Below are 16,059 nucleotides of genomic sequence, written 5' to 3' on the forward strand. Positions count from 1 at the left end.
GCGGCGGATCAGCGGATAGCGATCATGTTCCGGATCGAGCGTTCGGCCCGTTTGCGCACCTCTTCGTCGAGCACGATTTCGGGGGATTCGTTTTCCAGACACGCGCAGATATTCTCCAGCGTGACCATCTTCATGTACTTGCAATTGTTGCAGCCGCACGTCTCGTCGTCGGGCGGCGCGGGGATGAAGCGCTTCGCAGGGTAGCGCCGCTGCATCTCGGCGAGGATGCCCGCTTCGGTCACCACGATGAACTCCTCGGCATCGCTCCGTCCGCAGTAGTCCAGAATGCCGGCCGTAGAACCCACGTAGTCGGCCACGGCGATGATGTAGGCCCGGCATTCGGGGTGCACGACCACTTTGGCCGCGGGGTGCTGCGCCTTGAGCTGCAGCAGTTTTTCGAGCGAAAACTCCTCGTGCACGTGGCAGGCGCCGTCCCAGAGGATCATATTCCTGCGTCCGGTCAGCTTCTGGATATAGCCGCCCAGGTTGCGGTCTGGGGCGAAGATGATCGGCCGGTCGGCGGGGATCGACTCCACCACCCTGAGCGCATTGGACGAGGTGCAGCAGATGTCGGTCAGCGCCTTCACCTCCACCGTGGTATTGACGTAGGAGACCACCGTATGGTCGGGATAGCGGGCCTTGAACGCCGCGAAGTCGCGCGCATCGCACGACTCGGCCAGCGAGCACCCCGCCTCGGGGCAGGGGATCAGCACCTTCTTCTGCGGGCAGAGCACCTTGGCCGTCTCGGCCATGAAGTGCACCCCGGCGAAGAGGATGATGTCGGCATCGACCTGCTGCGCCTGCACGGACAGAGCCAGCGAGTCGCCCAGGAAGTCGGCAACCTGCTGCACCTCGGGCGTGGTGTAGTAGTGAGCCAGGATGACGGCGTTCTTTTCGCGCTTGAGTTCGTCGATCCGGCTGCGGAGCGTTGCGGAGTTATCGACCATGGTCTTTTATTTTTTATTCCTTTATAAATAATTAATAAAGATAAGAATAGAAATAATAGCTGTCAATAGTGTTCACAACTATTCTTCGAAATCGGTTATTGACAATTTTATTCTTATTCTTTCATTTCTATTCGTTATAAATAACTGATAAAAAGAACGGTAAAAAAGAAGTGAACATTTGTCGACAACCGTTCTCCACATTTCGACAGCCGTTTTTTATCCACATTCTCTTCCGCTTTCTCCCCTGCGGGGTTGATGAAAGAGTGTAGGAACTTTTTTTGGTTCCGGAAGAAATTCTTCTATACCCGCCTCTTCCCGGAAATTGCAAGCGTTCCGCGATGAAAGTTGTGAGAAGTTTTCATCGCTTCGCGTCCGGGTTATCAACACCCCTTGACCGCCTTTTCAACAATCCGCTGCGCGATGGCGCGATACCACTCCTCCACGCGCGGGTCGATGCCGGCGGCGGGGTGTCCCTCGTCGGAACCCTCCATGATCGACTGCACGATGGGGATTTCGCCCAGCAGTTCGACGCCGTTCGCTTCGGCATAGCGGCGCGCGCCGCCCCGGCCGAACAGGTAGTAGCGGTTCTGAGGCAGCTCCTCGGGCGTGAACCACGCCATGTTCTCGATGATGCCCGCCACGGGGATGCGGACATTCTCGTTGCGGAACAGCTCCACGCCGCGCACCACGTCGGCCACGGCCACCTGCTGGGGCGTGGAGACGATCACCGCGGCGTCGATCTTCAGCTCGCCGATGATCGACAGATGCACGTCGCCTGTGCCGGGAGGCAGGTCGCACAGCAGGAAGTCGAGCGTGCCCCAGCGGGTCTGGTGGATCATCTGTTTCAGGGCATTGACCGCCATCGCACCGCGCCACAGCAGCGCATCGGTGGGTTTGATGAAGAAACCGATCGACATGAGCTTGATGTCCATCGCCTCGGCCGGGAGGATGCGGTCCTCGCCCTCTTCCCGGACGGCTTCGGGCAGATAGCCCTCCACGCCGAACATCTTGGGCTGCGACGGACCGTAAATGTCGGCATCGAGAATGCCGACCCGGTAACCCAGGTTGCGCAGGGCGACGGCCAGATTGGCCGTCACGGTCGACTTGCCCACGCCCCCCTTGCCCGAAGCGATGGCGATGACGTGTGCGATGCCGCCCGTCGTGCTCTTCAGTTTGGGTTCGGGGCGCGGCGCCGTGCCGCCCTCCTTGACGATCACCGTCGCTGCGGCATCGGGATAAGCCTCGTGCAGCAGGGTTTCGACCCGGTTTTTGATTTTGACGGCGAACGGGTCGCGCGCTTTGGTAAAGCGCAGCGTAACAGCGATGCGGCCGTCGTCGGATGCGATCTGCTCCACCAGCCCGCTCTCCACGATGTCGCGCTGCGTTTCGGGGTGGATGACCTGCCTGAGCAGGTTTTTTATTTGCTCTTCCATAGTGGTTCGGTACTTTTTTCGCTTCCCGTTCCCCGGAGGCTGCCGGAGCCGTCCGGCCCAAGCCGCGGTATGCCCGAAGGGCGGGAAGCTGACACAAAGATAACGTTAATTTGAGAGAATATATATAAGGTGGAAAATTATTTTATCGAAAAACGATAAATTTTATTTGTTTTTCATAAAATATCGCTATATTTGTCGATGAAAAATCAGGACTAAAACAAGAAACGGATTATGAACTTTCTGAAAACCTTTTTGGCCGGGCTGCTCGCCGTTGTCGTGGGCTCGCTGCTGGTCTTCTTCCTCTGGATCGTCATTCTGCTGGGCGTGGTCGGCTCGATGGAAAAAACCGTTACGGTCTACCCCTCCTCGATCCTCAAGATCGACTTCTCGGAGATGCTGACCGACTCCCCGTCGAGCGATCCGCTGGGTGCGATCGACCTGATGACCATGAGCGCGACGCGCAAACTGCCGCTGCTCAAGGCGCTGCGGGCCATCGAGGCGGCGGCCGACGACGACCGTATCGAGGGAATCTACCTGCGCATGAACGGGGACGGCGGCATCGGCGGCATGGCATTGCTCGAAGAGCTGCGCGAGGCGATCGCCCAGTTCAAGGCGGGCGGCAAGTTCGTGGTGGCCTACAACGAGACCTACTCGCAGGGGCAGTACTACCTGGCGTCGGTGGCCCACAAGATCTACATGCAGCCCCAGGGCGGCATGGAGTGGGCCGGACTGTCGATGAACGTGATGTTTTACAAGGGACTGTTCGACAAGCTCGATCTGAAAGCCGAGGTCTTCCGCCCCACGGCCTGCAAGTACAAGAGCGCCGTGGAACCCTTCATTCTCGATAAGATGTCGCCCGCCAACCGCGAGCAGTCGCAGGAGCTGGTCAGCTCGCTGTGGAATACCATCGCGCAAACCGTCTCCGAGGCGCGCGGCATCGAGCCGGCCGTGCTCGACCGCATTGCCGACGATCTGCAAGTGTCGCTGGCCGACGAGGCGCTGGCCCATAAATTCGTGGACGGGCTGCTCTACGAGGATCAGATGAAGGACGTTTTTGCCGAGCTGGGCGTCGAGGCAGACCGGGACGGCGAATACGAATTCATTACGCTGGGCGACTACGCCTCGCAGGTGCATGTCGATCTGAAGAACCTCTCCGCCGATCAGGTGGCAGTGGTCTATGCCGACGGCGCGATCGTCGACGGCGAGGGCGCAGGCAAGGACATCTACGGCAATACGCTGGCCGCGACGCTGGCCGACATGCGTGCGGACGAGAAGGTCAAGGCCGTCGTGCTGCGCGTCAACTCGCCGGGCGGCAGCGCGCTCGCTTCGGACGTCATCTGGCGCGAGATGGAGCTGCTGCGGGCCGAGAAACCCGTCGTGGTTTCGATGGGCTCCTATGCGGCCAGCGGCGGGTATTACATCTCCTGTCCGGCCGACGTGATCGTGGCCGACCGGATGACCCTGACGGGTTCGATCGGCGTCTTCGGCATGTTCATCGACACGCGCGACGCGCTCAAAAACAAGCTGGGCATTACGGTCGACGGGGTGAAGAGTAACGCTTCGGCCGACTTTGCGGCCACCTCGCCGCTGACCCCGCTCCAGCGGGCGATGATCATGCGCGGGGTCGACCGCGTTTACGAAACCTTCACCACCAACGTCTCCGAGGGGCGCAACCTGCCGCTCGAAAAGGTGCTCGACATCGCCGGCGGCCGCGTGTGGACGGGGCAGGATGCGCTCGGCATCGGGCTGATCGACACCTACGGCGGTCTGAAGACGGCCATCGCGCTGGCGGTGGACAAGGCGGGGCTGGGCGACGACTACCGCGTCCGGGAGGTCGTGGAGGCTCCGACGGGATTCGCCTCGTTCATCGCTTCGCTCAATATGAGCGTCCGCGAGGCGTTCACCCGCTCCACGCTCGGCGGGATGATGGAGCAGTATGACCAGGTCCGCGAGGCGGCCTCGCAGCAGGGCATCGTCATGTACTGTCCCTATCGCTGCCAATTCCAGTAAGTTATTCTCAACCGTTACGGAAAGGTGAAAGGATTCTTTTCACCTTTCTTTTTTTATCCTATCTTTGCCTGCGTATGGCAATAATCAGACTGACTAAAGAGTTCTCTTTCGAAGCGGCGCATGCATTGGACGGCTACGACGGACCCTGCCGCGAAATCCACGGCCACTCCTACCGACTGTTCGTGACCGTCCGGGGGCTGCCCGTCGCCGACGGGGACGACCCCAAGTGCGGCATGGTGATGGATTTCGGGACGCTGAAGCGAATTGTCGGCGAGGAGGTCGTCGCACGTTTCGACCATGCCCTCGTTCTGCAGGATTCGCCCCGCAACGCCGACCTGCGGCAAACGCTCGCCGAGCGTTTCGGCAACGTGGTCGCCGTCGGCTACCGGCCCACGTGCGAAAACATGCTCGCCGACTTCGCCGCCCGCATCCGCGCCCGGCTGCCCGAGGGGGTGGCGCTCCACGCGCTGCGCCTGCACGAGACGGCCACCTCGTTCGCCGAGTGGTTCGCCGAAGATAACGAATAGAAGCCTAATCCGTCCGCATGCGGTAAAACTCCCGTCGGGGAAAACGGGTGCGGCGCGGAACGATAAGCCCCTCCCGAGGGAGGGGTTTGGGGTGGGGTCAGACTTATAAACGCGGCGGGACGCCGCGAGCTGAAACCGGCCGAAATTAAGAAACCAGGAAGGCCGCAGTTTTCGGATGCAGCTTCGGTCGCAAGCGATAAGCCCCTCCCGAGGAAGGGGTTTAGGGTGAGGTCAGACTTTTAAACGCGGCGGGACGCCGCGAGCTGAACCGGCCGAAACGAAGAGACGGATATAATTAAGGACGCAACCTACATCTATGAAAAAACTCTTTTTGGTCGACGCCTATGCGTTGATATTCAAGTATTATTACGCTTTTCTGGGTCGTCCGATGCGCAACCGCGCCGGTATGAACACCTCCGTGGTCTTCGGCTTCGTGAAGTTCCTGCGCGACATTCAGAAGCGCGAGCGGCCCGACCTGCTGGGCGTGGCGTTCGACCCGGCGGGCGGCAGTTTCCGCCGCGGATTGTTTCCCGAATACAAGGCCAACCGGAGCGAGACCCCGGAGGACATTCTGCTTTCGGTCCCCTACGTCAAGCGGGTGCTGGAGGCGATGTGCATCCCCATCCTCGAGGTCGAGGGCTACGAGGCCGATGACGTGATCGGGACCCTCTCGCAGAAAGGCGTCAAGGCGGGCTACGAGGTCTACATGGTCACGCCCGATAAGGACTACGGGCAGCTTGTGCGCGACAACTGCAAGATATACAAGCAGAAAGGGGCTGACGGAAGCATCGAGATCATCGACCGGGAGGCCATCCGCCAGAAGTACGGTATCGACGACCCCACGCTCGTGCGCGACATCCTTGCCCTGTGGGGCGACTCGTCGGACAACATCCCCGGTGTGCCGGGAATCGGCGAGAAGATCGCCTGCAAGCTGGTCCGCGAATGGGGTCCGGTGGAGAATCTGCTCCAGAACGTCGGGCGCATCCCCGGCAAACAGGCCGAGAAGATCGCCGCCTGGGGCGACAAACTCCTGCTGGCCAAGCGGCTGACTACCATCTGCCTCGATGTGCCGATCCCCTTTCGTGAGGAGGACCTGACGGTCTGCGAGCCGCATATCGATGCGTTGCGAGCCGTTTTTGCCGAGCTGGACTTCAAGGCATTCATGGCCGATCTGACGAACCGTGCCCCCGCCGAGCCGATCCCCGACGCTCCGCGGCAGGGGGCGCAGACCCAGCTGGCCGACATGGCCCGCGCCAAATCGGCCGCGGCCCGGAAGGCGGCGCTGGCCGGGCAGGGCGACCTGTTCGGAGGACCCGTCGAGCCGCAGCCCGCTGCGGAGACGCCCGCCGCGGAGGTTTCCGCCGCCGAGCTTCAGGCCGAAGCCGAAGAGTTGCAGCCGGCCACGGCGCAGACTACGCCGCACCGTTATACGCTCGTCGAGACGGCCGAGCAGTTGCGCGAGGTGGTGGCCGAGGTGGCGCGCCACGCGGAGTTCTGCTTCGACACGGAGACGACCGGGTTCGACATCTTCAATGACCGCATCGTCGGTCTGTCGCTGGCCGTGGTCCCCCACGAGGCGTGGTATGTGGCATTCAAGGAGGAGAATACCGCCGAATTCACCGAAATCGTGCGCCCCTTGTTCGAGGATGCGGCCTTCGCCAAGATCGGCCAGAACATCAAGTTCGACCTGATGGTCCTGCGCCGGCTGGGCATCGCTCTCCGCGGACGCAAGTACGACACGATGATCCTCCATTACCTGCTCGATCCCGAGTCGCGCCACAACATGAACGCCCTGGCCGAGCGTTACCTCAACTACAAGCCCATCGAGATCGAATCGCTGATCGGCAAGGGGCAGCGCCGCCTGACGATGGACCTGGTCAACCTCGAGCGTGTCAAGGAGTATGCCGCCGAGGATGCCGACGTCACGCTCCGGCTCAAGCATGCGCTCTGGCCCGAGATCGAGCGGATCGGTCTGCAACACCTCTATACCGAAATCGAGGAGCCGATGATCGAGGTGCTGGCCGACATCGAGATGGCCGGGGTGCGGATCGACACGGCCGCGCTGGCCGAATACGCGGTCGAGCTGAACCGCAAACTCTCCGAACTGGAGGCCGACGTGCGCCGGGAGGCGGGCGAGCCGTCGCTCAACATCAACTCCACGCGGCAGCTCGGGGAGGTGCTGTTCGGACGCATGCGCATCGCCGAAAAGCCCAAAATGACGCGGACCAAGCAGTTCTGCACGGACGAAGAGTACCTCCAGTCGTTCGCCCGCAAGCACCGCATCGTCGACATGATCCTCGAATACCGCGGCGTGAAAAAGCTCCTTTCGACCTATGTCGAGGCGCTGCCGCAGCTGGTCAACCGCACTACGGGACGCATCCATACCTCGTTCAACCAGGCCGTCACGGCCACCGGACGGCTCTCATCGACCAACCCCAACCTGCAGAACATCCCCGTGCGCGACGAGCTGGGCCGCCGCATCCGCAAGGCGTTCATTCCCTCGGACGACGAGCATGTGCTGCTGTCGGCCGATTACAGCCAGGTCGAACTGCGCCTGATGGCCCACCTGTCGGGCGACGAATCGCTCATCGCCGCTTTCGAGCACGGCGAGGACATCCACGCCGCCACGGCCGCGCGCCTGTTCGGCAAACCGCTTGCGGAGGTGACCTCCGAGGAGCGGCGGCGGGCCAAGACGGCCAACTTCGGCATCATCTACGGCATCTCGTCGTTCGGCCTGAGCCAGCGGCTCGAGATACCCCGCAAGGAGGCCAAGGAGATCATCGACGGCTATTTCGCCTCCTATCCCCGTGTCAAGGAGTACATGGACCGCGTGGTGGAGAGGGCGCGCGAGGAGGGCTTCGTGTCGACGATCTTCGGACGCCGCCGCTACCTCAACGACATCGCCTCGCGCAATGCCGTTGCCCGCGGACTGGCCGAGCGCAACGCCGTGAACGCCCCGATCCAGGGTTCGGCGGCCGACATCATGAAGATCGCCATGATCAACGTCCACCGCCGGTTTGCGGCCAAGGGTATTCGTTCGCGGGTGATTCTGCAGGTGCACGACGAACTGGTCGTGGACATGCTCCGCTCCGAGGAGGAGCGCGTCGTCAGGATCGTCACCGAGGCGATGGAGTCCGCCGCCGCGCTCAAGGTGCGGCTGGTGGTCGACGCCGGGATCGGCGAAAACTGGCTGGAGGCGCATTGAGCGGGCTTTTGCCCGCTCAATGCGCCAAGCGCATCCATACCGACAATCCCTCTAAATCCCCCTTTGATAAGGGGGGCTTATCCGCGGCGAATCTGCCGGCCGCCGAAGCCCGCTCGATGCGCATTTACTGACCCCTTCCTTTTGAAGGGGATTATATGCCTTCGCCTGCAAAAAACCGGACCGTCCTACGAGGACAGTCCGGCACATGGATGAAGCGTCGCCCGCTCCTTAGAACGAAACGCCGACGCGGATGCCGAAGTTGTTGAGGTTGTTGACCGAGTAGGTCAGCACGTCGCCGTTGTTGGTGGCGTAGCTGTAATAGAGCGCAACGTGGAATCCGAGGCGGTACGAGGGCACGGGGAAGATGCTCACGCCGATTTCGGGAGAAAGGAAGAATCCCCACGTGTCGGTATACTGCTTGACGATGTAGTAATAGGACGAAAACTCGGCGTAGCAGGCTCCCAGCTTCAACCCGGCATAGGGCTGGAAAATGCTGTTCTTTAACCAGTTGTAACGACCTGTAACACCGAACGGAAGCTGGAATACGGAGTGCTTCTGGTTGGTGGTCAGCGCCGCGCCGTCGCCCAGGTCGAGCGTCTGCCGGTGAATCTTCTGCAGGTTGGTCTGGTAGGAGATGAACGGGCCGACGGTGATCTCGGGGGTCACGAAATAGCCGCCCTCGAAGTTCATGCCCCAGCCCGAAGCCTTGTCGGCGAGGCTGCTGCCCAGCGGGACGTTCATCTGCCAGTCGATGTTGATGTAGCTGTCGGGGAAGAGCTGCGCGTGGGCGGGACGTACTCCGGCCAGCAGTACGGCGCTAAGCGCCACGATTTTGAGGTATTTCATGGTTTTCATAATCGGATTTGTTTCGGGGTTAAACTACTTGTTCAGATAGGGCGACTGGTCGAAAGCCTGCTCGACGGCGGTGAGCGTCCGTTGCTGGTTGAGGCTCTCCGAAGAGGTCAGCAGACCGCCGATGAAGCTGTCCCAGATGATCGGCAGCTTGCGGCCGGGCGTCTGGTCGGCTTCGAGGTCGACCATCTCCATGAGCAGCGATCCGGCCGTGTAGCCGTAATAGACCTGGTAGGGATAGTGCCACCCGATCCAGTCGCCCCAGTAGCCGGGCGCCCAGTAATAGGGGTAGTACCACCACCAGTAGGGGTTGTCGTAACCCACGAAGTAGGTCACCTGCCTTACGTAGCTGAGCTGCATGCCCAGGTTGGCGGTCTCCTTGTCCTGGGTGCGGGTATAACCCGCGGCGTTGAGCCGGCCGGCCACCGCCGAGACGATCTCCAGGGCGTTGGCGTCCTTCCAGTACTCGGTCTTGTTGGCGTTGCCGATGATGAGGATGCTGTCCGGCAGGTAGTACGTGTCGAACTGTGCGAAGTTGATCGCGGTGTCGTGGGCCGTGTAGACCAGGTAGTCGCGGTGCAGGTCCGAGGTCGAAGGCTCTTTCTCGCAGGAGCTGACCGCAACGGCGAGCAGCGCGATGGCAAGACAGTGTAATTTTTTGACGGTCATGGTTCTGAATTTTTTGGTTTGCTGTCCTCGGAACAATCCAAATTTCGTTCCGCCGTGGCCGCGTCCGGCACGGATGCCCGTTCGGGTTACAAGAAAACCGTTTTTACGGCACGAAAAAACCGGCGGCTTCGTGCGAAGCGCCGGTTTGTAACAGCGAGGGCCGATTCTCAGTATCCGAAGGCCTTGCCGTCGCTCACGCAGATCAGCGTGCGTCCGGCGGCGAAGGCGCGGGCGATCTCGTCGTCGCCCTTGGCGACCTTGCAGCGCGCCACTTCGGGGTTGGCCGCATCCGTGACGCGCAGCCGGCCGACCTTCTGCCGGGTGATGACCCCGCCCACGGGAACCTCTTCGTAGACCAGGAACAGGTCGCCCCGCTTCACGCCCATCGCCGTGCCGCTGTGGATGTACAATTCGCGCAGACGCCCTTTCCGGTCGGCGGGGCAGAGTTCGAGAATCTGCGTCTCGAACTTGAAATTGCGGTCGATGTAGTACTCCAGCGAGCCGCGGATGCGTGCCAGCGCGGCGAGATCGGCGTCGGTGGCCGCCGGGGCGGAGGCCGTCAGGTCGAACGCCTCGTCGGGCAGCCGGGTCCCCAGCTTGAGGTCCAGCCCCGAGAGGATGACGCGGAACGCGGCTTTGAACCCCGGGCGGGGCGGCTTGCCGCTCGCGGCGGGCGGCAGGTCCACGTGGTCGAAACGGTAGGCGGCGAGCGTGCCGCTCACCAGGTAGCGGGCGCCGAGGGCCACGGCTTCGGGAGCGCGTGCCGCGAGCAGCGCGGCCATGTCCGCCTCGGCCGTGGCGGGGTCGGTGATCCCCGTGCCGGGAGCCGTCGCCGCGAGGACGCGCGAGGCTTCGGCGTCGAGCAGGCGGTGGCGTCCGCGCGCGGCGAAGCCGTCGAGCACATGGCCCCGGAGCGTTTCGGTGTAGGGGGCGGGGATTTCGCGGATGCGGTTGAAAAAGTCGACGATCAGCAGCTCCTTTTCGGGAGCCGGAGCCGCCGGCTGGGCCGACGCGGCGGTTGCGGTGAGTGCCGCGGCCGCGAAAAGCAGGCGGAAAAACGGAGCGATTTTCATGGATCGGGTTTTTTGCGGAGTAAAGATAGCATAAATTCCGAACGGTTCGGTCCGTTTTGTTCCGGAATCCGGCCCCGACGGACGGATTTGTTTGTGGGAGTGTGCGGATTTATGGGATAATCCACTATCTTTGTACACAACACCCCGTTCATGAATAAGAACCGTTACGATGCGTGCTCCCGCGAGGAGCTGATCCGCCGGATCGAGGAGCTGGAACAGCAGCTCGCCGGCGGAAAAGAGGGCGGAACCCGTTTCCGGGAGCAGTACGCCTGCCGGATACTCGATTCGCTGCCCGACATGCTGACCGTCCTCGACCGGGACGGCACGATGGTCGAACTGGTCTCTTCCGAGCAGACCAACCACGTCGGCGCGCCGAGCGGGGAGCTTCTCGGCAAAAACATCCGTACGGTCCTCTCGCCCGAGGCGTGCCGCAGCGTGCGCAATAACCTCGACAATGTTTTCGCCACCGGGTGCTGCTCCTCCTCGCACCACGACATCACGCTCGACGGCCGGACGCGCAACTACGAAAACCGCATCATGCCGCTCGACGACCGTCATGCGCTCTGCATGTGCCGCGACATCACCGACGCCGAACGGGCCAAGCATGAGCTGGAGATGGTCAAATACGCCCTCAACAACGTCGAGGAGGAGATCTACGCCTGCGATCTGGACGGCACGATGGAGTATGCCAACGAGCAGTTTCGCGTCCACTACGACGTGCGCGACGACCTTTCGCAGCACAAGGTCTACGAGTACTGGGCCTTCGAGGGGACGCGGCCGCACTGGGAGGAGCGGCTGGAGAAGATCCGCCGCGACCACGGCGCCCACAAATACACGGTCCGCTTCAAGGACCGCTCGGGCGAGGTGGTGGCGTGGGACGTGGTCGCCTACATCATCTACGATGACTTCCGCGAGCGCGAGATCGTCTGGTTCTTCGGCCGCAATGTCACCACGCGCATGCAGCACGAGAACAAGGTCAAGGAGATGAACTCGATCCTCGACTGCATCCTCAACAACATTCCGGTCTATCTGTTCGTCAAGGACCCCGGTAACGAGTTCCGTTATCTCTACTGGAACAAGGCGTTTGAGGAGTACTCCCGCATTCCGGCGTCGCGGGCGCTGGGAGCCACCGACTTCGACATCTTCCCCAGTCCGAAGGACGCCGAGCGGTTCCGCCGCGACGACCTGGACCTGCTGCGCCGCGGCGAGCGCATGGCGTTCATCGAGGAGTACGTCACCGCCACGGGCGAGACGCGCATCGTGAACACCTCCAAATCGCTGGTCACGGTCGAGAACCGGCTGCCGCTGATCATCGGCATTTCGTGGGACATCACCGATCAGAAGAACGCCGAGATGGAGGCCATCCAGGCCCGCATCCGGGCCGAGGAGTCGGACAAGCTCAAGTCGACGTTCCTGGCCAACATGAGCCACGAAATCCGCACGCCGCTCAACGCCATCGTCGGCTTCGCCAAGCTGATCGGGACGGCCGAGAGCGACGAGGACAAGCAATATTTCACCCAGATCATCGACACCAATGCCGAACTGCTCCTCCAGCTAATCAACGACATTCTCGACATTTCGAAGATCGAGGCCGGAACCCTGGAGTTCCACTTCCGTAAGATGAACCTCAACGAGCTGTGCCGCTCGGAGTACGAGGTGCACAAGAGCCGCGTGAAACCGGGCGTGAGACTGGTCTTCGACGAGCGCTGCAAAGACGTCGAGATCGTCTGCGACCCGATCCGTCTGGCGCAGGTCATCACCAACCTGATCAACAACGCGTCGAAATTCACCGAGCAGGGCGAAATCCGCTTCGGCTTCGAGTTAAAGGGCGACCGCGTGGAGTTCTACGTAGCGGATACGGGCGTGGGTATTCCGGCCGACAAGGTCGACCACGTTTTCGACCGCTTCGTCAAGCTCAACGAATTCGCCGCCGGTACGGGGCTTGGGCTGGCCATCTCGAAGATGATCGTCGAACGGCTCGACGGACGGATCGGCGTGGAGTCGGAAGAGGGCGTCGGCACGCGCTTCTGGTTCTCGATTCCGCGGGTCCATGTCGAACGGGAGCCGCTTGCGGGAGCCTGCGCGCAGGACGGTTCGGCCGTGTGCTGGTCGCTGCTGGTGGCCGAGGACACCGAGACCAGCTACCGGATGATCGAAGCGGTGCTGAGCCGCCGTTTTCGGCTGCTGCGCGCTCGCACGGGCGAAGAGGCCGTGACGATCTTCGAACGCGAGCGCCCCGACGCCGTGCTGATGGACGTGCGCATGCCCGTGCTCGACGGGTTCGAAGCGGCGCGCCGCATCCGCCGTCTGTCGGCCGACGTGCCGATCATCGCCACCTCTGCCTACTCGTTCGGCAACGAGGTCGACCAGGCGCAGGCCGCCGGATGCAACGAGTTCCTGACCAAGCCTCTCACGCAGCAGGCGCTCAACCGGGCGCTGAACAAATACCTGATCCGGCTCAAACAGGAAGAGTGACAAACAGCCCCTCCGACCGAGGGGCTGTTTCGTTATAGCGGGAAGAAATCGAATCGCCGGCAATCGTCCGCCGGTCCGGTAGGAGGCCGGAGAAGACCCGGGAAGGCCGGCGGGGCCGGGGAAGGCCGGGAACCAGGGAAAGCTAGGCGGGGCCGGGAAAGCCGGGTCTACCGATAACGGTGCGAGATCAATGTCATGAACTCCTCGCGGGTGCGGTGGTCGGAGAGGAAGATGCCCGTAAAGGCCGAGGTGGTCGTGGCCGACTGCTGCTTCTCGATGCCGCGCATCTGCATGCACATGTGGCTCGCTTCGATCACCACCGCCACGCCCATCGGCGCGAGCGCCTCCTGGATGCAGTCGCGGATCTGGACCGTCAGCCGCTCCTGCACCTGCAGCCGGCGCGAATAGCACTCCACGATGCGGGCGATCTTCGAAAGCCCGGTGATATACCCGTTGGGGATGTAGGCCACGTGGGCCTTGCCGTAGAAGGGGAGCATGTGGTGCTCGCAGAGCGAGTAGAGTTCGATGTCCTTGACCAGCACCATCTGCTTGTACTCCTCGCGGAAGGTGGCCGAGCGGATGATCTCCAGCGGATTCTCATCGTAGCCCTTGGTCAGGAACGACATCGCCTTGGCCACCCGTTCGGGGGTCTTGAGCAGCCCTTCGCGCGCGGGGTCCTCGCCCAGCAGCTCCAGAATGGCGGCGTAGTGCGTCTTGAGCGCTTCGACGGTCTGTGCGTCGAACCGCTCCTCCTTATCGTAATTGCGGTTTGTCGGTTCCATAGAGCGGCAAAAATACCTTATTTTTCGATGGAATGCAAATAGGCCGCAAGTTTGCGGATGGCGCGGCCGCGGTGCGACACGGCGTTTTTCTCGTCGGCGCTCATCTCGGCGAAAGTCTTGTCGCAGCCGTCGGGAACGAACAGCGGATCGTAGCCGAAGCCCTCCTGCCCGCGCTCCTCTTCGAGGATGCGCCCCTCGACGATCCCCTCGAACTGCAGCTCCTTTCCGTCGAGCAGCAGCGAGACGACCGTGCGGAAACGGGCGCGGCGGTTGTTTTGGCCCGCCAGATTTTCGAGCAGCAGCCGTTTGTTGGCGTCGAAATCGTGGCCGTCGGTGGCGTAGCGCGCCGAGTGGACGCCCGGAGCGCCGCCCAGCGCCTCCACCTCTAGCCCCGTGTCGTCGGCGAAGCAGTCGAGCCCGGTGCGGCGGAGGAGGTAGTGCGCTTTCTGCGAGGCGTTGCCCTCGAGGGTCGGCTGCTCCTCGGGAATCTCTTCCTCTACGCCGCAGTCGCGCGGGGTCAGCAGCGTGAACGCGGGGCCTAAGACGGCCTGCACCTCCGCAAGTTTGTGAGCGTTGTTGGTAGCGAACAGAATCTTCATTATTTTACGACCTCCAGTTTTTCGAGTTTGTCGTCCAGGTCGATCTTCTCGATGATGGTTTTGACCAGAATATCCATCTCCGACCCGGGGGTATAGTCGGCCGGACAGACGTGGCTTACGCGGTTGTCGTGGATCAGAGACGCCATCTCGCGGCGCGCCCCCTTCTGATCGGGGTTGTAGACGGCGATCGAGTGCCCGCCCGAGTTCTTCACCAGCCGCATGCAGGGGATGTCGGTGGTCCCGTCGCCGACGTAGATCATGTGGCGGAACGGCACGGGCCGCTCGTTCTCCGGAATGAAGCGGTTGACCTGCTTCGAATCGAAGACCGACTCGACCCCTTTGTTGATCTTGAAGATGAACTGCGTCTTGTTGGTGTAGTTGACTGCCACCGCAGGCCAGTAGGCGATGCCGTCGACGTCGTAGAGGAACGAGCAGGCGTAGATTTTGCGGAATTCGTGGGCGATCTCCGTCCCCTCGATGATCTCCTTCAGCCCCGAGGAGTTGATGTAGTGCAGGATGCGGATGCCGCGCTCGGCGCCGTAGGCGTTGATGCGCTGGAACCACTCCTTCACCCCCGCGAAGAGCGTCACGCGGCGGCCCGACTCCTGGAACGCCTCCCGCCGCAGCGACAGCCCTTTGGATTTGGCCTCCTGGATCATGCGGGCCATGTAGGTCAGCACCATGTCGGCGTCCTGCTCCTCGGCCAGCGAGTTGGCGTCGTTCCAGAACTCCTTGTTGCTCTTGCCCACGGCGGGGATGAAGTCGTATTCCTGCATGTTGCCCGGTGCGAGCGTGCCGTCGAAGTCGTAGATCAGGGCGATGGTGAAGCGGAAGTCCATGTCGAAATCGGTTTGTGCTTTCAAAGGTAACCTTTTTTTCACTATTTTTGCAAAGAACGAACCGAAAAAGGAAGCCTATGGAATTCAAAGATTTATTGGCTGCGCGCCGCAGCGTGCGCAGATTCTCGGACCGTCCCGTTCCGCGGGAAACGGTGGACCGCCTGCTCGTGCAGACCCTTTCGGCCCCCTCGTCGCGCAATTCGCGTTCGACGCGGCTGTTAGTTGTCGACGATCCCGCCTTAGTAGCCCGTATGGCGGAAATGCGTGACTACGGTTCGGCCATCATGGCCGGAGCGCCGCTGGCCGTCGTGGTGCTGGGCGACCGGACCGCGACGGACCTCTGGCAGGTGAATGCCGCCATCTCGGCCACCGTGCTCCACCTGGCTGCCGTGGACGAGGGGCTTGCCTCGTGCTGGGTGCATATCGCCGGACGTCCCCGCCGCCGGGAGGAGCCTGCGGGCGAACAGGCCGCCGACTACCTGCGCGGGTTCCTGCCTATCCCCGAGACGTGCGAGCCGCTCTGCGCCATCGTGATGGGTTACTCCGATTTCCGGCCCGCGCCGCTGCCCGAGGCGGACGATGCGCAGCGGATCATCCGTCTGAACGAATAGAACGAGCCGCCCGTGGTAAAACGGACGGCTCGTTCGG

13 protein-coding genes are annotated in these 16,059 nt (G+C 62.1%); 5 read left to right on the forward strand and 8 right to left on the reverse strand.

Annotated elements, in window-relative coordinates; genetic code table 11:
• Window positions 1–8: 8 nt before the first annotated feature.
• Both nadA and ACMO9O_RS04340 read right to left on the reverse strand, forming a co-directional pair.
• Window positions 9–947 (reverse strand): quinolinate synthase NadA, encoded by a 939-nt coding sequence (gene nadA / locus ACMO9O_RS04335; RefSeq protein WP_418982394.1) that lies wholly within the window; start codon window positions 945–947, stop codon window positions 9–11.
• Window positions 948–1,327: 380 nt separating this feature from the next.
• A complete protein-coding gene (locus ACMO9O_RS04340) occupies window positions 1,328–2,380 on the reverse strand; it encodes an Mrp/NBP35 family ATP-binding protein (RefSeq protein ID WP_418982396.1) in 1,053 nt (350 codons plus the stop codon).
• Between the two features lie 231 nt (window positions 2,381–2,611).
• Here ACMO9O_RS04340 and sppA point away from each other — a divergent pair, with 231 nt between their 5' ends.
• From sppA to polA, 3 genes are all read left to right on the forward strand, one after another.
• Entirely contained in the window at window positions 2,612–4,390 is a 1,779-nt protein-coding gene (gene sppA, locus ACMO9O_RS04345) for a signal peptide peptidase SppA (protein WP_418982398.1), read from the forward strand.
• Window positions 4,391–4,464: 74 nt separating this feature from the next.
• Window positions 4,465–4,917, forward strand: coding sequence for a 6-pyruvoyl trahydropterin synthase family protein (locus tag ACMO9O_RS04350; protein WP_418982399.1), 453 nt, complete (start codon window positions 4,465–4,467; stop codon window positions 4,915–4,917).
• Window positions 4,918–5,233: 316 nt separating this feature from the next.
• Window positions 5,234–8,122, forward strand: a complete 2,889-nt coding sequence (gene polA / locus ACMO9O_RS04355; RefSeq protein WP_418982400.1) for a DNA polymerase I — start codon at window positions 5,234–5,236, stop codon at window positions 8,120–8,122.
• A gap of 228 nt (window positions 8,123–8,350) precedes the next feature.
• On the opposite strand, the gene ACMO9O_RS04360 is transcribed toward polA, so the two are convergent.
• The 3 genes from ACMO9O_RS04360 to ACMO9O_RS04370 form a co-directional block, all read right to left on the reverse strand.
• Window positions 8,351–8,977 carry an outer membrane beta-barrel protein gene (locus ACMO9O_RS04360; RefSeq protein WP_418982402.1) on the reverse strand — a complete coding sequence of 209 codons (627 nt, stop codon included), beginning with the start codon at window positions 8,975–8,977 and terminating at the stop codon, window positions 8,351–8,353.
• Between the two features lie 24 nt (window positions 8,978–9,001).
• A complete protein-coding gene (locus tag ACMO9O_RS04365) occupies window positions 9,002–9,643 on the reverse strand; it encodes a DUF4136 domain-containing protein (RefSeq protein ID WP_418982403.1) in 642 nt (213 codons plus the stop codon).
• Between the two features lie 167 nt (window positions 9,644–9,810).
• The gene (locus tag ACMO9O_RS04370) at window positions 9,811–10,716 is read right to left on the reverse strand and encodes a hypothetical protein (RefSeq protein WP_418982405.1); all 906 of its coding nucleotides are present in this window, start codon (window positions 10,714–10,716) and stop codon (window positions 9,811–9,813) included.
• A gap of 150 nt (window positions 10,717–10,866) precedes the next feature.
• Here ACMO9O_RS04370 and ACMO9O_RS04375 point away from each other — a divergent pair, with 150 nt between their 5' ends.
• Window positions 10,867–13,191 (forward strand): PAS domain-containing protein, encoded by a 2,325-nt coding sequence (locus ACMO9O_RS04375; protein ID WP_418982407.1) that lies wholly within the window; start codon window positions 10,867–10,869, stop codon window positions 13,189–13,191.
• Between the two features lie 167 nt (window positions 13,192–13,358).
• On the opposite strand, the gene folE is transcribed toward ACMO9O_RS04375, so the two are convergent.
• From folE to ACMO9O_RS04390, 3 genes are read right to left on the reverse strand one after another with little or no spacing between them, the layout of a single operon-like run.
• A complete protein-coding gene (gene folE, locus ACMO9O_RS04380) occupies window positions 13,359–13,973 on the reverse strand; it encodes a GTP cyclohydrolase I FolE (RefSeq protein ID WP_418982409.1) in 615 nt (204 codons plus the stop codon).
• Window positions 13,974–13,990: 17 nt separating this feature from the next.
• On the reverse strand, window positions 13,991–14,572 hold the full coding sequence (rdgB, locus tag ACMO9O_RS04385) for an RdgB/HAM1 family non-canonical purine NTP pyrophosphatase (protein ID WP_418982410.1): 582 nt from the start codon (window positions 14,570–14,572) through the stop codon (window positions 13,991–13,993).
• Window positions 14,572–15,411 (reverse strand): HAD family hydrolase, encoded by an 840-nt coding sequence (locus tag ACMO9O_RS04390; RefSeq protein ID WP_418982453.1) that lies wholly within the window; start codon window positions 15,409–15,411, stop codon window positions 14,572–14,574. Before ACMO9O_RS04390 ends, rdgB begins: the two co-directional genes overlap by 1 nt.
• A gap of 77 nt (window positions 15,412–15,488) precedes the next feature.
• On the opposite strand from ACMO9O_RS04390, the gene ACMO9O_RS04395 reads away from it, so the two are divergent.
• A complete protein-coding gene (locus ACMO9O_RS04395) occupies window positions 15,489–16,022 on the forward strand; it encodes a nitroreductase family protein (protein ID WP_418982411.1) in 534 nt (177 codons plus the stop codon).
• The last annotated feature ends 37 nt before the right edge of the window (window positions 16,023–16,059 follow it).

This window comes from Alistipes sp., from assembly GCF_048465635.1.
Lineage (GTDB): Bacteria > Bacteroidota > Bacteroidia > Bacteroidales > Rikenellaceae > Alistipes.